Raw genomic sequence first — 16,504 nt, 5'->3', positions numbered from 1 at the left:
GAGGCCAACCCTGTCCAGCGTTCCGGCGATGCCACTTCACGGCACGGCAATTGCTGAACATCGGCCGCGCCGCGCGCCGCGCGAGCCCTGACCGGAGGCTGCCCAAGATGCACGCATTCACACGCCGAAATGTCCTGACATCTGCCCTGTTGCTGCCCACACTGGCCGCGCCCGCCCTCGCCCAGGGCGCGCGGCGCCCGGTGAAATTCTGCCTGGACTGGGCCTGGCAATCCGCCCATTCGGCCTGGACCCTGGCGGCGGATCGCGGCTACTTCGCGGAAGCCGGCCTCGATGTGCAGATCGACCGTGGCTTCGGCTCCGGCGACACGCTGACCAAGGTCGCCGCCGGCACCTATGACATCGGCTTCGCCGACACCAACCTGGCGCTGAAGTTCAACACCGAGAATCCGGGCAGCCAGGTCACCTCGGTCTTCGTGCTGTACGACGCCTCCCCCAATGCGGCGATCTTCCTGAAATCCTCCGGCATCACCAAGCCGAAGGACCTGGAGGGGCGCAGCGTCTCCGTCTCCCCGGGCGAGGGCACGCATCTGCTGTTCCCGATCTTCGCCCGCGCCAACCAGCTTGATGTGTCGAAGATCAACCTGCTGTCGGTCACGGCGCAACTGCGCGACACCATGGTGATCCAGCGCCGCGCCGATGCGACGCTCGGCTTCCTGACCACCACGGCGCTGAACATGGTGGGCACCGGCGTGCCGCTGCGCGACATCGGCTGGCTGCAGTACAACCAGTGGGGCGTGCAGCTCTATTCCTCGGGCCTGGTGGTGCGGAAGGCCTTTGCCGAGCAGAACCCCGATGTGGTGCGCGGCTTCAACCAGGCCACCATCCGCGGCCTGCGCGCCATGCTGGCCGAGCCCGCCGCCGCCATGGAATCGCTGAAGCGGCGGGAACCGCTGATCGACACGGCGGTGGAGATCGCGCGCAACGAGCTGATCAACGAGGTCGCGCTGCTGACGCCGCATGTGCGCGCCAATGGCGTGTCCAGCGTGGTGAAGGCCCGCTTCGAGACCTCCGCCCGCCAGGTGGCGGAAGCCTTCGGCATCCCCGCCCCGCCGAGCATGGACTTCACCTACACCGACCGCTTCCTGCCGGACGATCGCAAGATCGTTTAAGGGGCGCTACGCCCGCCGCGCGGCAATGCCGGCGGGCACGCGGCCCAGCCGCCGCGCCTCGTCCCAGACGCGGCGGATCGCGGCGGCGCCGCGACGCACCACCGCCGCCTCATCCACACCCTGCACCATGCGGTCGCGGATCAGCGGCACGCCATCGACCAGCATCGTATGCAGGTCGGCCGCCACGCCATTGGTCAGCAACGCCTGCAGGGGATTCCACACCGGCTGGTAGCGGGCGCCGGACAGGTCGAACAGCAGCAGGTCCGCCGTGGCGCCGACCGCCAGCGTGCCGAGGTCGTCGCGCCCGATGGCGGCGGCGCCCGAAGCCGTGGCGGCGCGCAGCATCGCCTCCCCGCTCGCAATGCCGCCCCGCCCAGCCTGCACTTTTGCCAGCAGCGCCGCCGCGCGCAGCTCCGCGACCATGTCGAGCCCGACGCCATCCGTGCCGACGCCAAGATGGATCCCGGCATCCAGGAACCTCGCAAAAGGCACCGCGACGCCGAAGCGGGAGAAGGCGTAGGGGCAGGAGGCGACGGCGGCGCCGTGGTCGCGGATCATCGCCAGCTCGTCATCGGTCGCCATCACGCAATGCGCCAGCACCGTGCCGGGCCGCAGCAGGCCGAGGTCGCGGATGTGTTCGATGGGTGACTTGCCGTAGCGGGCGCGGACGATGTCGAGCTCCACCTGGCTCTGCGCCGCATGGATGGTCAGCGGGCAGCCCATCGCGTCCACCGCGTCGCGGATGCGGGTCAGCAATTCGGGCGTGCAGGTATCGAGGCCATGCGGCCCGAAGCCGACCCGGGTTCGCCCACGCGGGCCTTCGTCGTATTCGGCGAACAGCGCCATCACCCGGTCGAAGCCGGTATCCGCCGCCTCCGGCGCCGTCACCGGCCTGCCATCCGGCCCCATGTCCATCTTCGGCGTGGAGAACAGGTAGGGGCAGGAATAGGTCCGCAGGCCGAGCCGGCGGCCGCGCGCGATGAAGGGCGCCTGCTGCAATCGCCACACATCCATGATGGTGGTCGATCCGCCCTTCAGCGTCTCCAGCAGCGCCATCTCCGCGACATCGCCGATCGCGTCCTCGTCCAGCACCTCCGCCGCGATGTCGCCCAGCGGCATCAACAGGGAATAGACGATGTCGCCCGGCAGCTCGCCATCGCCGATGTCATCCGCCAGGCCGCGGAACAGCGGCGCGCTGAAGGCGTGGTTGTGCAGGTTGACGAAGCCCGGCAGCAGCAGGCTGTCGGGCAGGCTGATGCGCTGCGCATCCATCGTCGGGCGCTGCGTCGTCACATCGGCGATGCGGCCATCCCGCACCACCACGAAGCGCCCGCTGCGCAGCCCGTCCTGCGCGTCCCAGATCCAGCCGGGTTCGAAGATCAGCGTGTCCAAGGCGCCCTCCGCACTGTGCCGGTCGATCATGACCCAGAAGGGGGCACAGGCGGCAGTGGGGAAAAATCAGCCCTTGTCGGGCTTGGCGGGTGGCGCCTTCTTCGTCGGCTCCCGCGTGAAAGGGGATGCCGCGGCGGCCTCCGGCTTCTTCGCGGCCTTGGGCTTCTTGGTCTCGCGGTTGGATCGCATCTGGCCCTTGGCCATGGTCGTCGTCCTCGTTGGGGTTCAGGCGGTCGGCACGGCTTTGGCGGGGGGCACGGCCGCGTCCTCGACATCGTCGGACCAGATGTTCAGCAGCCCGACCGACCCTTCGGCCCGCGCGCGATGCTTGTCCAGCGCGATTGCCTCGATCCGCGGCCGTGCCGCGGCGAAGCACTTCATCAGCTCGGCCGGCTTGAAGCGGCGCATCTCGCTGAGGTCCTGCAGCGCGTTCATCGAGATGGCGCAGGGGATCAGCCGCGCATCCTCCACCACCTCGAACAGCACGCGGCGCCCATCCCAGCGCGGCGCGGGAACCGTGGGGAAGGGCGGCATGGGGGGTGACATGGGGCGATCCTCATCGGCGGGGGCGGGCACGGCGGCGGCGTCACCGGGATGTTTCAAGGATATGGCGATCCGGTGACCCCGATACCAGCCGCCCGCCGGCTCGCGCTAATCTGCGCCATATCGCGCGACGCCGCCCTTGCCGTGGCCCCGGGCCCGGGGCATGGGATGCGTCCCGGCAAGCCTGCCCCCGTCGCAGACGCGCCCGGCCAGGAGAGCCTCGCCTGTTGGACCTCGCCGCGCCCCACCTTCCCGCGCCGGACCCGCCGCCCACCGCGAAGGGGCAGCCGGTGCGGCGGCAACTCGTACTGTTCGCGGGCGCGCTGGTGCTGCCCATTCTCGTCTTCGCCGCCACCCTGTCCTGGCGCTTCACCGAGGCGCAGCGCGACCGGCTGGAGGATGAGGCGCTGAACACCGCCCGCGCCGTCGCCCTGGCGGTGGACCGGGATCTGACGGGGCTGTCCGCCACGCTGAACCTGCTGGCCCTGTCGCCGCAACTTCGTGCTGGCGACATCCCGGGATTCCAGGAACAGGCGCTGGAAGCGCGGTTGCGACTCGGCATGGCGGCGGTGCTGCGCGATTCCAGCGGCAGGCCACGGATGAACGCCTGGCTGGCGCCGGGCGATCCGGTACCGGAAACCTCGCCCCTGCCGCCGCCCCAGGCGCGGCGCGAAATCCTGACGGTCACCGGCCTGTTCCAGGGCATTGTGAACCGCGTGCCCATGTTCGCCGTGGAACTGCCGGCCGGCATCGCCGTGCCGGGGGAGGCGGAGCCGCTGTTCCTCAGCCTCAGCGCGCCGGCGGATCGCCTCCGGCGGGTGCTGGAGGACCGGCAGGCGCCGGAAGGCTGGACCATCGCCGTGGTCGATGCCGCCGGGACCATCCTGGCCCGCAACCGCCAGCATGAGGATTTCGTCGGCCGCACCGCCACCGCCGACCTGCGCGCCGCGGCCACGGGGCGGGAGGGAAGGTGGCGCGGCTTCACCGCCGATGGCACGCCGGTGCTCGGCACCTATGCCCGCTCCGCCCTGTCGGATTGGCGCGTGGCGGTGGGCGTGCCGCTGACCACGCTGAACCAGCCGCTGCACCGCAGCCTGCTGCTGCTGGGCGCCTTCGGGGCCGCGCTGGCGGCGCTGTCGCTGGCCATGGCGCTGCTGCTGGGCCACCGCATCGCCCATCCCCTGCGCCGGCTGGCGGCGGAGGCGGCGGCCCTCGGCCATGGGCAGCCGGTGACCCCGGTGCCAAGCGGGATCCGGGAGGTTTCCGAGACCGCCGCCGCCCTGGCAGAGGCCGCCCAGACCATCCGGGGGCGGGAGGAGGAGTTGCGCCGCCTGAACGACATGCTGGAAGCCCGCGTCGGCGAACGCACGCGCGACCTGGCCGAGGCCAATGCCCGCCTGATCGCCGCCGCCACCGGCCGCGAAAGGGCGGAGGCGCAGCTCCGCCAGGCGCAGAAGATGGAAGCGGTGGGCCGGCTGACCGGCGGCGTGGCGCATGACTTCAACAACCTGCTGACCGTGGTGCTCGGCAACCTGGCCCTCGCCCGGCGGCGGCTGGACGAATTGCCGGGCGAGGCCGGCGCCAGCCTCGGCGATGCGACACGGGAGCGGATTCGCCGCGGCATCGACAATGCGGTGGAAGGCGCCAATCGCGCCGCCACGCTGACCCAGCGGCTGCTCGCCTTCTCCCGCCAGCAGCCCCTGGCGCCGGAGCCGGTGGATGCCAACCGGCTGGTGGCCGGCATGTCCGACCTGCTGCGCCGGACCCTCGGCGAGGATATCGAGATCGAGACCGTGCTGGCCGGCGGGCTGTGGCGCGCCCATGCCGATCCGAACCAGCTCGAATCCTCGCTGCTGAACCTGGCTGTGAATGCGCGCGACGCGATGCCGGAGGGCGGCAAGCTGACCATCGAGACGGCCAACGCCCATCTGGACGAGGCCTATGCCGCGACGCGGGAGGAGGTGACTCCGGGCCAGTATGTGGCGATCTGCGTCACCGATACCGGCAGCGGCATGTCGGCGGAGGTGCTGACCCGCGCCTTCGAACCCTTCTTCACCACCAAGCCCACCGGCAAGGGCACCGGCCTGGGCCTCAGCCAGCTCTACGGCTTCGCCCGGCAGTCGGGCGGCCATGCGGCGATCTACAGCGAGGCCGGCCAGGGCACCACGGTGAAGCTCTATCTGCCGCGCCTGCGCGATGCCGACACGTCCGCCACGCCCATCGTGCCAAGCCAGGTGACCCTGCCGAGCCCCAGCCCCGGCGCCGTGGTGCTGGTGGTGGAGGATGAGGACATGGTGCGCGACTTCGCCGTGGCAGCGCTGGAGGAGGCCGGCTGCCGCCCGATCGCCGCCGCCGATGGCCCCGCGGCCCTGGCGCTGCTGGCCCAGCATCCGGAAGTGTCGCTGCTGTTCACCGATGTGGTGCTGGTGGGGCCGATGAATGGCCGCGAACTGGCCGCCGCCGCGCTGGCCCGCCGGCCGCGCCTGCCGGTGCTGTTCACCACCGGCTATACCCGCAACGCCATCATCCATCAGGGCCGGCTGGATGAGGGGGTGAACTTCCTGGGCAAGCCCTATACCGCCGTGGCGCTGCTCGACCGCATCTGCCGGCTGCTGCCGCAGGATACCCCGCCGCCCGGTTAACCGGGGTTTCACCGCGCTGCGGCACACTCCCGCGCGCACCGGCCCGCGACCCAGGGCCGGAGGTGGAGCCTCAAAATGATTCTTCCGGTGACCTCGAAAGCCGCGCGGCGGTGAGCGACAGCATCTTCACCTGGACCTTCCGCGCGACCAGCGGCGACAGCTGGGGCGGGCTGCTGGTGGACGACACCGCGCGCTACGTCGTCGGCAGCACCCTGGCCACCGCGCATGGCACCTACAGCATCGTTGCCGCCGAGCCGCAGGGCATGGACCTCGGCGCGCTGGGGATGGAGGAGGGCTGGATCTCCGTGGGCTGGTACCGCGACAGCCGCGGAAGCTGGATGGTGACCCGGCTGGGGGAGGCCGCGCCCGCCGGGCTGGCGGGGCTGGGGTCGGAGGTGGATGCCGCCTGGAATGGCAGCGCCTGGGACAGTTTCGGCCGCGGCGGCGCCGACCAGGCCGACCCCTCCTCCCTCGCCAACAGCCTGTTCACCTGGACCTTCACCTTCAACAGCGGCGACATCCTCTACGGCACGCTGCTGGCCGACAGCCTGGACTGGAACGCGGGCGACACCTGGCGCACCGCGCATGGCCTGTATCGCATCGTCACCGAGACCCCCTTCGGCCAGAGCCCGTCGGAGGTGGAGCTGGACGGCACGGTCTATACCACCCGCTATTACGACAGCGCCGCGCGGATCGACTTCGCCCTGGAAAGCGGCGGCAGCGCGCCCACCGGCTATGCCGGCCTGGGCAGCGAGATGGACCGCGCCTGGACCGGCACGCGCTGGGCACAGGTGGGCCAGGGCGGGGCGCTGGAGGCGGACCGGCAGCCGGACATGCTGTTCGACTGGCGATTCGAGCTGCCCAATGGCGACAGCTATTTCGGCCGCCTGGCCAGCCACAGCACGGCCTGGCAGGTGGGTGACACGCTGGCCGCCGCCAATGGCACCTACATCATCACCGCCGCCGCCTCCCTCGGCGGGCAGGTGATCGCCAATGGCACGGTCTGGACCACCGGCGGCTATTACGACGGAAGCGCGCGCCAACTGCTCACCACCTATTCGGCCTATGTGCAGGGCGGCGCGCCCACGGGCTATGGCGGCCTCGGCTCGGAATTCGACTATGCCTGGGATGGCGACGAATGGGATGATTTCGGCCTTGCCGGCACCGTGCAGGCCAGCGTCGAACAGCCGGCGCGCTTTTCCTGGTATTTCACCCATGGCACCAGCGGCGATCTCTATGCCGGCTATGTCGTGGCCGATGCCGGCCTGTATCAGGTCGGCCAGAACTTCGCCGGCGCCCGCGGCACCTATACCATCTACGAAAAGGTTGCCTGGTCCCTGAATGCCGCGCCGGAGGGCACGGTCTGGGTGACGGACTACCGCGACGCACAATCCGGCATCTGGATGCAGCCGCGCGCCTGGCAGCAGGGCCAGGCGACGACCCAGGCCGGGCTCGGCCAGGAATACGACTATGTCTGGGACGGCCGGGAATGGGATGACTTCGGCCAGGGCGGCATCTACCAGGTCGATGTCGGGCCGGATGGCTATTACGCCTGGGCCTTCTACAGCAATTCCGGCGACCTCTATGCCGGCTGGCTGTCCGAGGATTTCGCGCGCTTCAATATCGGCGACCGGCTTCAGGGCGCCAACGGCTATTACGAAATCTACAACAAGTGGGACCATCCGAACCCCACCAACATCCGCGACGGGACGCTGTGGATCACCGACTATTATGACGGCCACAGCGATCGCTGGCTGCCGACCCGTTCCTGGGGCCAGAACGGGCAGTCGGCCAGTGAATGGGGCATCGGCAACGAATACGAATATGCCTGGACCGGCACCGAATGGGTCGGCTTCGGCGTCGGCGGCATCCACGAGCTGGATGTGGAACCGCTTGCCGCCAACAACCCGCCGGAGCCGTTTGTCCTGTGACGCGTCAGGTCACCGAAGCGGCTTGCGGCAGACCATGACGTCCTGGAAGGACATCTCGTGCTGGGGTGGCAGCAGCTCCAGCACCTCCAGGTAGCGGCCCCAGTTGCGGCGCGCGACATCGGCCTTCCAGAAGGCCTGGCTGACGGCGATGTCGCCATGGTGGAACCAGTCCACATCCATCTTCGGGGCATCGGTCATGCGCGCGGCATGGGCCCGCCTCACCCAGGCCTCATCGCGGTTGCGATGGTAGAACTCCCAGGCATTCTCGGTGTGGATGGTCTGCACCAGCAGCCCGCCCGGTTTCAGCACCCGCCGCAATTCCAGCAGCCACATGTCCCACAGATACTTGATGTGGGTGAAGACGCTGAAACCGTAGATGACGTCGAGGCTGTTATCCTCGAAGGGCAGGTGCGGCTGCACCGTGCCGGTGGTCACCATGTAGTGCTGCGGGAAATGCAGGCGCAGCCATTCGATCGGCCGCGCCTGGATATCCACGCCATGCGGGCGCCAGCCCTGGGCCTGGTGCTCCGCCTCGAAATGCCGCAGCACGCGGCCGGAGGAACAGCCGAAATCCAGCAGCGCCAGGTCGCGCGGCGCGCCAAGATGGCGGGCGATGGCCGCGCGCACCACCGCCGCGTCCAGCCCGCCCATATGCAGATACAGCGCGTCATCCGCCGGATAGCCGAAGCGGTCGGCCGGCGCCGGCAGCGGCAGCGATTCGCCCGGCAGGATCACCGGCGGGTCGAAATGCGGGGGCAGGCTGTCCTGGTCGTAGTCCAGCGGCTGGTGGAAGCCGAAGCGCGGCAGCACCGTGTATTCGGCGCGCACCATGGAGAGCGTCCGTTCGATGCGCGCATCGCCATCGGTGGACATGGTCTGGATCAACACGGCCTGATTCGCGGCGGCCTGTTCCACCATTTCCACCCGCATCGCGCGCAACGACTGTTCGAGCAAGGCGCGGTCGGCCAGCGCGGCGTCCCGGCTTTCGACCAGGCGCCGCAACGCCGGCACGGCAAGCGCGATTTTGCGCAACGGGGAGGGGCTCAAGCGGGCGTGTTTCCCTCGATGGCCGGCGCAGGCGCTCGGCGGGATGTGGCCCGGCCGGAATGGCTTGGCCAGGCGCGGCATGGCTCGCGCCTGGCGCGATCTTTGGCATGGGGTTTTCCACCGATCAAGCCGAAGCGGGTCCCTTGCCGTCCCCCCGGGCTTGCGCCAGAACGGCGACTGGTTCGAAGGCGGAAGGCTGGACGGATGCTGCGGGCGATGCGGGCCGTTTGGTTCGCCGGTTTCACACTGATCGGCCTGCTGTTGCTGGGCGCGGGCTTCGGCCGCGCCCTGCTGGCCACCCTGGCGCTGCTGGCGCTGCGACTGACCCCGGTGCCGCCGCCGATCATCTATGGCCTTGGCGCCACCATCTTCGCCCTGGGCCTGCTGCAATGGGCCACCGGACTGCTGTTCTGAGGGAAGCGCCTCAACGCAGCACCGCGCCAAGGCCGCGCAGCAGCGCGTCGGTGGCGCCGCCCCAATCCGCCTGCGCCGCCCCGGCGCGGCGCGCCTCCGCCCGCAAGGCCGCCATCCGACCTGGCAGGAACAGGCTGGACAGGGCCTCGGCGAAGGCCGCCTCGGTCACCGCCGTCGCCACGACACCGCCGGCACCCTCGCGCACCTGCTCGGTCAGCCCCCCCACCGGGGTCGCGACCACCGGCACGCCCATCGCCAGCGCCTGCGGGGCGATGCCGGACTGGCTCGCCTCCCGATACGGCAGCACCACCGCATCGGCCTCGGCGATCAGGCGGGGGATCTCCGCCTCCGGCACCCATCGCCGCTCCAGCCGCACCCCGGGCAGCGTGCCGATGCCGGGGGCCAGGGCCTCCGCATCGCCCTCCCCTACCACGCGCAGGGTCACGCCCGGATGCGCCTGCCGCAGGCGGCGGAAGGCATCGCGCAGCAGGTCGAGGCCCTTGTAGCCGCGGAAGCGGCCGAAGAAGAGCAGGCGCAGCCCACCCTCCCGCGACGCCGCCACGGCCTCGCCCCCGGCCGTGGCGGGGGACAGCATCGCGAGCAGCGGCATGCGGATCAGCGGCAGCGCCGGCACCCGCTGGGCCAGGATGGAGGCCACCTGGTCGGACAGAGCCACGGCCGCCCGCGCCGCGCCCAGTTCCCGCCCCAACCGCCAATCCCAGGCCCAGCCGAAATCGCCGGGATGCGGCAGCGCATCATGCACCACCGGCACGAAGGGGATGCCGGCCCGGGCCAGGGCCGGCGCCAGCAGCGGGGTCCAGACATGGGTCATGCCGGAGATGACGACATCCGCGCCCTGGGCACTGGCCAGCAGTTGCCGCCGCAGCGCCGGAATCCGCAACAGCCCGGTGGCGAAACCCGGAAGATCGCGGTAGGTCTCCACGATGTTGGTCGATACGCTCAAATTGCGAAAGCTGTCCAATAATTCACCCTGTGCCGAAACGGACAAGGCCAGAGTCACGCCCGGCCTTGTGGCCAGGCTTTGGGCCAGTCCGAGGGTGAATTGGGCGCCGCCGCCGCGGCGGCCCCAGTACCAGAGCAGGATGCGCATGGGGGCTGGCCCTACAGCAATGCCGCTGGCAGGGGAATCATCCCCCGCAAGGCGCCCACCTGCTTTCCGCCGCCAGCCTGGCCACGCCATCTCCGTCGAGGATCCTTCATGCTGGATTGCCTGACCGATACCGCCGCCACCGCCCTGCCCCTGCATGCGGTGACACCGGCGGGGCTGCCCGCGCTGCTGGCGCGTCTTCCCACCGCCACCGCCCGGTTCCTGGAGGCCAGCGGCTTCACCGCCCGGGCGCAGGAGATCCGCCTGCTGCCCGGCCCCACCGGGCTGGAAGGCGCGATCCTGGGCCTGGGGGAGGATGCCGCCGCCGCCGCCAGCCCCTGGGCCTTCGGCGCCCTGCCCCATGCCCTGCCGGAAGGCACCGCCTGGCGGATCGAGGATGCGCCGGATATGGCAGCCGCGACACTGGGCTGGTGCCTCGGCGCCTACCGCTTCGCCGGGCTGAAATCCCGCCCGCCACGCCGCGCCGCGCAACTGGTGGCGGAGCCCGGCACCGAGGCGGCGCAGCAGCAGGCGGAGGCCATCCGGGCCGGGCGCGACCTGGTGAACCAGCCCGCCAACCTGCTTGGCCCGGCCGAACTCGCCGCCGCCGTGGCCCGCCTCGCCCAGGCCCATGGCGCGACCTATGAGGAGGTATCCGGCGCGGCGCTGGAGGCCGGCTTCCCGGCGGTGGCCGCCGTCGGCCAGGGCAGCCCGCGCGGCCCCCGCGTCGCCATCCTGCGCTGGGAAGGTGCCGCGGATGGCCCGCTGGTGGCGCTCTGCGGCAAGGGCGTGTGCTTCGACACCGGCGGGCTCGACCTGAAGCCGGCGGCCGGCATGCTGCGCATGAAGAAGGACATGGGCGGCGCCGCAACGATGATCGCGACCGCCGAGATGCTGATGCGCGCCAAGGCACCGATCCGCCTGCTGCTGCTGGTCGGCGCGGTGGAGAACAGCGTCTCCGGCAACGCTTTCCGGCCGCTGGACGTCATCCGGACCCGCAAGGGGCTGACGGTGGAGATCGGCAATACCGATGCCGAGGGCAGGTTGGTTCTGGCCGATCTTCTGGCCTATGCCTGCGAAGCATCGCCTGATTTCGTCTTCGATGCGGCCACGCTGACCGGAGCAGCACGTGTCGCGCTGGGGCCGGATCTGCCAGCTTTGTTCTCGGATGACGCGGAGTTGGCGCAGGTCCTTCTCTCGGCCGGCACCGCAACGCATGATACGGCGTGGCAACTTCCGCTCATGAAAAATTACGTTTCTTGGCTGGACAGTGCGGTCGCCGACCTCAACAACGTCAGTACAAAGCCCATGGCCGGTGCCGTGGTCGCCGCCTTGTTCTTGCAACACTTCGTCACGGAAAACGTCCGATGGGCGCATTTCGATGTGTATGCCTGGAACGACCAGACCCGGCCGGGAAGGCCGGAAGGCGGCGAAATCCAGGCAGCGCGCGCCATCGCGCACGCTGTCACCACTTTGGTTTCTCGCAAACCAGCAACAGGACGGTAACGAATTCGAGATGAAAAGGGAACTTTCGGCCTCGCGGCGCTCTCAGAAGAGCACAAGCGGGCGGCACCCTTCCGACGGCGAGACCACGGAACGGCGCGTCCGAGGCAAGACCGGTGCCGCCGCCAAGGCGGCAACGCCCGGCCGCAAACGCGCTGATGAAGGAATCGATGACATGGCCAACCAAGCAAATGCCGACCAGCTCGTCGGGATCCTCCGCGACACAGTGGTGGCGCTGGTGCGACGCGACGGACCCGACCTTTCGGCCCGCCAGCTCGGCGTCTTCCTGACGGTCTATCTGACGGACGGGCCGCATACGGTGCGCGGCCTGGCGGCGGAGCTGAACGTCTCCAAGCCCGCGATCACCCGCGCGCTCGACCGGCTGGGCGAGCTCGACCTGGCGCGCCGCAAGGTGGACCCGATGGATCGCCGCTCCGTGCTCGTGCAGCGCACCCTGAAGGGCGCTGCCTTCCTGCGCGACATGCGCGGCATCATGACCGAGGCCGAGCAGACCGCCCGCGAGACCGAAGTGCCCGAGGACGTCCGCAAGGCGGGCTGAACGAGCTCAGTAGCCCGCGCTGAAGTCCACGAGATTCAGCAAGGGCTGGCCGGCGCGGGCACGGTGGAGATTCGCCACCACCTGGGGCGCGGCACTGGCGGGGATGGTGATGCTGGCCGCATGCGGCGTCATGACCACGGCCGGATGCGCCCAGTAGGGATGCTCCGGCGGCAGGGGCTCCGGCTGGAAAACGTCCAGCGCGGCGCCGGCAAGCTGACCCGATTCCAAGGCCGCCAGCAGGTCCGCATCGACCACATGGCCGCCACGGGCGCCATTGATGAGCCACGCGCCGCGCGGCAGCGCGCCGAGCAGCCGCGCATCGACGATGCCGCGGGTTTCCGGCGTCAGCGGCAGCAGGCAGACCAGCATGCGGCTGCGCGCCGCCATGGCCATCAGCCCCTCCGCGCCATGGAAGGTTTCCACGCCTTCCACCTGCTTCGGCCGCCGCGACCAGCCGAGTACGGGAAAACCAAGGCTGCGCAGCAGCCCGGCCGCATGCAGGCCCAACTCGCCGAGTCCGAGAAAACCGACCGGCGTTTCCCCCGTGACCGGCGCCGGCAGTTCCAGCCAGATCCGGTCACGCTGCTGCGCGCGGTATTCGGCATCCTGCCGATGAAAACGCAGCACGTTCAGCAGCACCCACTCGCCCATCTGGCTGGTCAGCATCCGGTCCACCAGCCGCGCCACCGGAATGCCCGGCGGCGGCCCCGGCGGGCGCAGCAGATGGTCGACACCGGCGCCCATGGAGACGATCAGCTTGAGATTCGGGTAGCGCCGCAGTTCCGCCATGTCATGCGCGGTCCAGACCACCGCCGCCTCGATCTCCGCCGGATCGCCGGCTTCCGGGAACATGCGGATCTCGAGGGCGGGATCGACCGCCAGCAGGGCATCGCGCCACAGCGCCATGGCGGCGGGTTTGGTGGAGAGCAAAACGGCCATGTCAGGCGGCATCCCGGTCGGTCATGGTCTCCCGGTAGACCAGCCGGGCAAAGGCGCGCCAGTCGTCACGGCGCGCGGCGGCGAATTTCCGGCCATCCGGCAATTCGGCATAGAGGCTCAGCACGCCCTTGGCCCAGAGCCCGTCGAAATGTGTTTCAGATTGCAACGCCCAGAAGCTCGCGCGCTCGAACACCCCCTCCCGGATCTTCGGCTGCACCTTGGCCAGCCACCACCAGCAGCCCACTGCCAGGATGGCGCCGCCCAGGTAGTAATGCACCAGAGCGGTGCCGGCGAAGGAGGTGACGAGGATGGTCGCCGCCGGCCAGATGTTCTCGCCATAGCGATAGACCGGGCTGCCCGGCGAATTCATCTTGCGGATATGCACGCCCATCTTGACCTGCTGCGCGTCGAGCAAAGCCTTCAGCCGCTCCAGCGGCGGCCGCACCGCATCTTCCTCCGACTCGCTCATTCCCGCACCACACCCCCAGACCCGGCAGTGGCGAGGTCGAAGGCCGCCGCCATCAGGGCGCGCGTGTAGGGTTCTTTTGGTGCGCCGACAATCGTCCCGGCTTCCCCTTCCTCCACCACACGGCCGTCCTTCAGCACGATGATGCGGTGCGCCAGGGCGCGGACCACGCGCAGGTCGTGGGAGATGAACAGATAGGCCAAGCGGTGGCGCGCCTGGAGGTCGCGCAGCAGGTCCACCACCTGCGCCTGGACGGAGACATCCAGCGCACTCGTCGGCTCGTCCAGCACCACCAGCCGCGGCTTCAGCACCAAGGCGCGGGCGATGGCGATGCGCTGGCGCTGACCGCCGCTGAATTCATGCGGGTAGCGGTCGAGCATGGTGCCATCCAGCCCCACCTCCTCCAGCACCTCCGCGACCCGCTTTTCCGATTCGGCGGTGGTCAGGTTCTCGTGGACCCGCAGACCCTCGCCGACAATTTCCGCCACCGTCATGCGCGGCGAGAGGCTGCCATAGGGGTCCTGGAAGACGATCTGCATGCGCCGGCGCAGCGGCCGCAGCGCGGCGCGCGACAAGCCCTGGATGTCGCGACCCTCGAAGCTAATCGGTCCCTCGCTGGTCTCCAGCCGCAGCAGGGCCAGGCCCAGCGTGGTCTTGCCGCTGCCGGATTCGCCCACCAGCCCGACCGTCTCGCCTTCCCGGATCGCGACGCTGACGCCATCGACCGCCTTCACCAGGCCCACGACGCGCCGCAGCACCCCCCGCCGGATCGGGAAATGCACCTTCACCTCGCTGCCGCGGAGCAGTTCGGGGGCGTCCGGCGCCACTGGCTCAGGCCGGCCGCGCGGCTCGGTGGCCAGCAGCATCTTCGTGTAGTCGTGCTGCGGATTGCCAAAAACCTCGGCCACGGGGCCGGCCTCCACCGCCTCCCCATGCCGCATCACCACCACGCGGTCGGCATGGCGGCGGACGATCGCCAGGTCGTGGGTGATGAGCAGCACGGCCATCGACAGCCGCCGCTTGAGGTCCGCCAGCAGTTCCAGGATCTGCGCCTGGATGGTCACATCCAGCGCCGTGGTCGGCTCATCCGCGATCAGCAGCGCGGGATCATTCGCCAGCGCCACCGCGATCATCACCCGCTGCCGCTGGCCGCCCGAGAGCTGGTGCGGATAGGCGTTCAGCCGCGCCTCCGCCTGCGGAAAACCGGCGCGGGTCAGCAGTTCCACCACCCGCACGCGCAGCGCCTCGCCGGACAGGTTCCGGTGCAGGGTCACCGCCTCCGACACCTGGCGGCCCACCGTGTGCAGCGGGTTGAGCGAGGTCATGGGCTCCTGGAACACCATGCCGGCGATGCCGCCGCGCAGCCGGCGCAGATCCTCGCCCTGGGCGGTCAGCACATCCGTGCCGTCCAGCGTGATGCGGCCCTGCGGGTTGTGTCCGGCGCCGGCCAGCAGGCGCAGACAGGACAGCGCCGTGACCGACTTGCCGCTGCCACTCTCCCCCACCAGCGCCACCGTCTCCCCCCGCGAAACGGTGAAGGAGACGTCCTGCACCACGACCTTCGACCCGAAGGCGACGGAGAGATTCTCGACCTTCAGCAAGGGCTGCGTCATGTCCCGCCCCCCGGCAGCTTGCGCGGATCGAAGGCATCGCGCACTGCCTCCCCCACGAAGATCAGCAGCGTCAGCATGCCGCCCAATACGAAGAACCCCGTCATCGCCAGCCAGGGCGCCTGGAGGTTGTTCTTGCCCTGATTGACCAGTTCCCCCAGCGAGGGCGACCCCGGCGGCAGCCCGAAGCCGAGAAAATCCAGGCTGGCCAGCACTGTCACCGACCCCGACAGGATGAACGGCAGAAAGGTCAGCGTGGCGACCATGGCATTCGGCAGGATGTGCCGCGTCATCAGCGCCACATCGCTGACCCCCAACGCCCGCGCCGCCCGCACATAGTCCAGGTTCCGCCCGCGCAGAAACTCCGCCCGCACCACGCCCGTCAGCGACATCCAGGAGAACAGCAGCAGGAAAATCAGCAGGGTGAAGAAGGTGGGCTCCAGCACGCTGGCCAGAATAATCAGCAGATAGAGCTGCGGCATGCCCGACCAGATCTCGATGAACCTCTGGAATCCGAGATCGACCCAGCCCCCGTAATACCCCTGCACCGCCCCCGCCGCGATGCCGACCAATGAGCTGACAATGGTCAGCGAAAAGCCGAACAGCACCGACAGCCGGAAGCCGTAGATCACCCGCGCCAGCACATCCCGGCTCTGGTCATCCGTGCCCAGCCAGTTTTTCCACGAAGGCGGCGCCGGAGAAGGCTGGCCGATGTCGCGCACCACGGAATTGTGACGATAGGGAATCAACGGCCAGACCGTCCAGCCGCCCCGCTCCGCGAATTCCTTCGCCAATTCCGGATCATGCCAATCCATGGTGATCGGCAAGCCATCCGGCAGCACATCACTCTCCGCATAGCCGCCGACAATCGCCGGAAACAACCAGCGATCATCGATCCGCGCCACCAGCGGCTTGTCGTTCGCCAACAGCTCCGCGAACAGCGTCAGCACGAACAAGACGAGGAAAATCCACATCGACCAATAACCACGCCGATTGGCCCGGAAATTGGCGAGGCGCCTGCGGGTGATGGGGGTCATGGGCGAGGTGCTCCGCAGGGGGCTTTGCCCCCCGCACCCCCACCAGGAGGCAGTGGCCTCCTGGACCACGATTCATTCAGTATCCGAAGGATGGGGGGCCGAAGTGTCCCCCATCCTTCGGATACTGAAGTCCCCGCGGGGACCGGGGGGCGCCACGCCCCCCGGCGGGGGTGCGGGGGCAGC

Annotated in this window: 15 protein-coding genes; 6 read left to right on the top strand and 9 right to left on the bottom strand. The window is 69.7% G+C overall.

The annotated features are described in order from the left end of the window. The first annotated feature begins 149 nt into the window (after positions 1–149). Positions 150–1,130, top strand: coding sequence for an ABC transporter substrate-binding protein (locus tag JJQ90_RS20945; RefSeq protein WP_216878222.1), 981 nt, complete (start codon positions 150–152; stop codon positions 1,128–1,130). A gap of 6 nt (positions 1,131–1,136) precedes the next feature. Here the strand turns inward: JJQ90_RS20945 and JJQ90_RS20940 are convergent, their stop codons facing one another. The 3 genes from JJQ90_RS20940 to JJQ90_RS20930 all read right to left on the bottom strand — a co-directional run bounded on the left by JJQ90_RS20940 (position 1,137) and on the right by JJQ90_RS20930 (position 3,068). After that, entirely contained in the window at positions 1,137–2,522 is a 1,386-nt protein-coding gene (locus JJQ90_RS20940; protein ID WP_216878221.1) for an amidohydrolase family protein, read from the bottom strand. Between the two features lie 66 nt (positions 2,523–2,588). Further along, entirely contained in the window at positions 2,589–2,726 is a 138-nt protein-coding gene (locus JJQ90_RS20935) for a hypothetical protein (RefSeq protein ID WP_216878220.1), read from the bottom strand. A 21-nt stretch (positions 2,727–2,747) separates the two neighbouring features. After that, entirely contained in the window at positions 2,748–3,068 is a 321-nt protein-coding gene (locus JJQ90_RS20930) for a DUF1488 family protein (RefSeq protein ID WP_216878219.1), read from the bottom strand. Positions 3,069–3,292: 224 nt separating this feature from the next. Here JJQ90_RS20930 and JJQ90_RS20925 point away from each other — a divergent pair, with 224 nt between their 5' ends. Next, on the top strand, positions 3,293–5,707 hold the full coding sequence (locus JJQ90_RS20925; RefSeq protein WP_216878218.1) for a hybrid sensor histidine kinase/response regulator: 2,415 nt from the start codon (positions 3,293–3,295) through the stop codon (positions 5,705–5,707). 110 nt (positions 5,708–5,817) lie between these two features. Then, positions 5,818–7,638 carry a hypothetical protein gene (locus JJQ90_RS20920; RefSeq protein ID WP_216878217.1) on the top strand — a complete coding sequence of 607 codons (1,821 nt, stop codon included), beginning with the start codon at positions 5,818–5,820 and terminating at the stop codon, positions 7,636–7,638. Positions 7,639–7,647: 9 nt separating this feature from the next. Here JJQ90_RS20920 and JJQ90_RS20915 read toward each other — a convergent pair whose 3' ends face one another. Next, entirely contained in the window at positions 7,648–8,685 is a 1,038-nt protein-coding gene (locus JJQ90_RS20915) for a class I SAM-dependent methyltransferase (RefSeq protein WP_216878216.1), read from the bottom strand. Positions 8,686–8,901: 216 nt separating this feature from the next. On the opposite strand from JJQ90_RS20915, the gene JJQ90_RS20910 reads away from it, so the two are divergent. Further along, positions 8,902–9,099 carry a hypothetical protein gene (locus tag JJQ90_RS20910; protein ID WP_216878215.1) on the top strand — a complete coding sequence of 66 codons (198 nt, stop codon included), beginning with the start codon at positions 8,902–8,904 and terminating at the stop codon, positions 9,097–9,099. A gap of 10 nt (positions 9,100–9,109) precedes the next feature. Here the strand turns inward: JJQ90_RS20910 and JJQ90_RS20905 are convergent, their stop codons facing one another. Next, a complete protein-coding gene (locus tag JJQ90_RS20905) occupies positions 9,110–10,210 on the bottom strand; it encodes a glycosyltransferase family 4 protein (protein ID WP_216878214.1) in 1,101 nt (366 codons plus the stop codon). Positions 10,211–10,318: 108 nt separating this feature from the next. Here JJQ90_RS20905 and JJQ90_RS20900 point away from each other — a divergent pair, with 108 nt between their 5' ends. Together JJQ90_RS20900 and JJQ90_RS20895 are read left to right on the top strand one after the other, a co-directional pair. Further along, the gene (locus JJQ90_RS20900; protein WP_216878213.1) at positions 10,319–11,713 is read left to right on the top strand and encodes a leucyl aminopeptidase family protein; all 1,395 of its coding nucleotides are present in this window, start codon (positions 10,319–10,321) and stop codon (positions 11,711–11,713) included. A 172-nt stretch (positions 11,714–11,885) separates the two neighbouring features. Then, a complete protein-coding gene (locus tag JJQ90_RS20895; RefSeq protein WP_216878212.1) occupies positions 11,886–12,269 on the top strand; it encodes a MarR family transcriptional regulator in 384 nt (127 codons plus the stop codon). A gap of 6 nt (positions 12,270–12,275) precedes the next feature. Here the strand turns inward: JJQ90_RS20895 and JJQ90_RS20890 are convergent, their stop codons facing one another. The 4 genes from JJQ90_RS20890 to JJQ90_RS20875 are packed head-to-tail and all read right to left on the bottom strand — an operon-like array spanning position 12,276 to position 16,321. Then, positions 12,276–13,208, bottom strand: a complete 933-nt coding sequence (locus JJQ90_RS20890) for a 2-hydroxyacid dehydrogenase (protein WP_216878211.1) — start codon at positions 13,206–13,208, stop codon at positions 12,276–12,278. A gap of 1 nt (position 13,209) precedes the next feature. Continuing rightward, complete coding sequence (locus tag JJQ90_RS20885) at positions 13,210–13,677, bottom strand: hypothetical protein (protein ID WP_216878210.1); 468 nt, start codon at positions 13,675–13,677, stop codon at positions 13,210–13,212. Continuing rightward, positions 13,674–15,287: an ABC transporter ATP-binding protein gene (locus JJQ90_RS20880; RefSeq protein ID WP_216878209.1), complete on the bottom strand. Its 1,614-nt coding sequence runs from the start codon at positions 15,285–15,287 to the stop codon at positions 13,674–13,676. Before JJQ90_RS20880 ends, JJQ90_RS20885 begins: the two co-directional genes overlap by 4 nt. After that, positions 15,284–16,321 carry an ABC transporter permease gene (locus tag JJQ90_RS20875; protein WP_216878208.1) on the bottom strand — a complete coding sequence of 346 codons (1,038 nt, stop codon included), beginning with the start codon at positions 16,319–16,321 and terminating at the stop codon, positions 15,284–15,286. The genes JJQ90_RS20880 and JJQ90_RS20875 overlap by 4 nt, the downstream gene beginning before the upstream one ends. Positions 16,322–16,504: the final 183 nt, after the last annotated feature.

Origin of the sequence: Falsiroseomonas oleicola (assembly GCF_019029495.1) — a bacterium.
Taxonomy (GTDB): Bacteria; Pseudomonadota; Alphaproteobacteria; order Acetobacterales; family Acetobacteraceae; genus Falsiroseomonas; species Falsiroseomonas oleicola.
Note: the sequence above shows the minus strand (reverse complement) of the source record. Positions and strands in the feature narration are given on the sequence as shown.

Bases quoted from the DNA above. Each gene is read 5' to 3' on its own strand.
- JJQ90_RS20895 (WP_216878212.1), top strand. From the start codon at position 11,886: ATGGCCAACCAAGCAAATGCCGACCAGCTCGTCGGGATCCTCCGCGAC.
- JJQ90_RS20875 (WP_216878208.1), bottom strand. From the start codon at position 16,321: ATGACCCCCATCACCCGCAGGCGCCTCGCCAATTTCCGGGCCAATCGG.
- JJQ90_RS20890 (WP_216878211.1), bottom strand. From the start codon at position 13,208: ATGGCCGTTTTGCTCTCCACCAAACCCGCCGCCATGGCGCTGTGGCGC.
- JJQ90_RS20930 (WP_216878219.1), bottom strand. From the start codon at position 3,068: ATGTCACCCCCCATGCCGCCCTTCCCCACGGTTCCCGCGCCGCGCTGG.
- JJQ90_RS20910 (WP_216878215.1), top strand. From the start codon at position 8,902: ATGCGGGCCGTTTGGTTCGCCGGTTTCACACTGATCGGCCTGCTGTTG.
- JJQ90_RS20880 (WP_216878209.1), bottom strand. From the start codon at position 15,287: ATGACGCAGCCCTTGCTGAAGGTCGAGAATCTCTCCGTCGCCTTCGGG.
- JJQ90_RS20935 (WP_216878220.1), bottom strand. From the start codon at position 2,726: ATGGCCAAGGGCCAGATGCGATCCAACCGCGAGACCAAGAAGCCCAAG.
- JJQ90_RS20905 (WP_216878214.1), bottom strand. From the start codon at position 10,210: ATGCGCATCCTGCTCTGGTACTGGGGCCGCCGCGGCGGCGGCGCCCAA.
- JJQ90_RS20885 (WP_216878210.1), bottom strand. From the start codon at position 13,677: ATGAGCGAGTCGGAGGAAGATGCGGTGCGGCCGCCGCTGGAGCGGCTG.
- JJQ90_RS20900 (WP_216878213.1), top strand. From the start codon at position 10,319: ATGCTGGATTGCCTGACCGATACCGCCGCCACCGCCCTGCCCCTGCAT.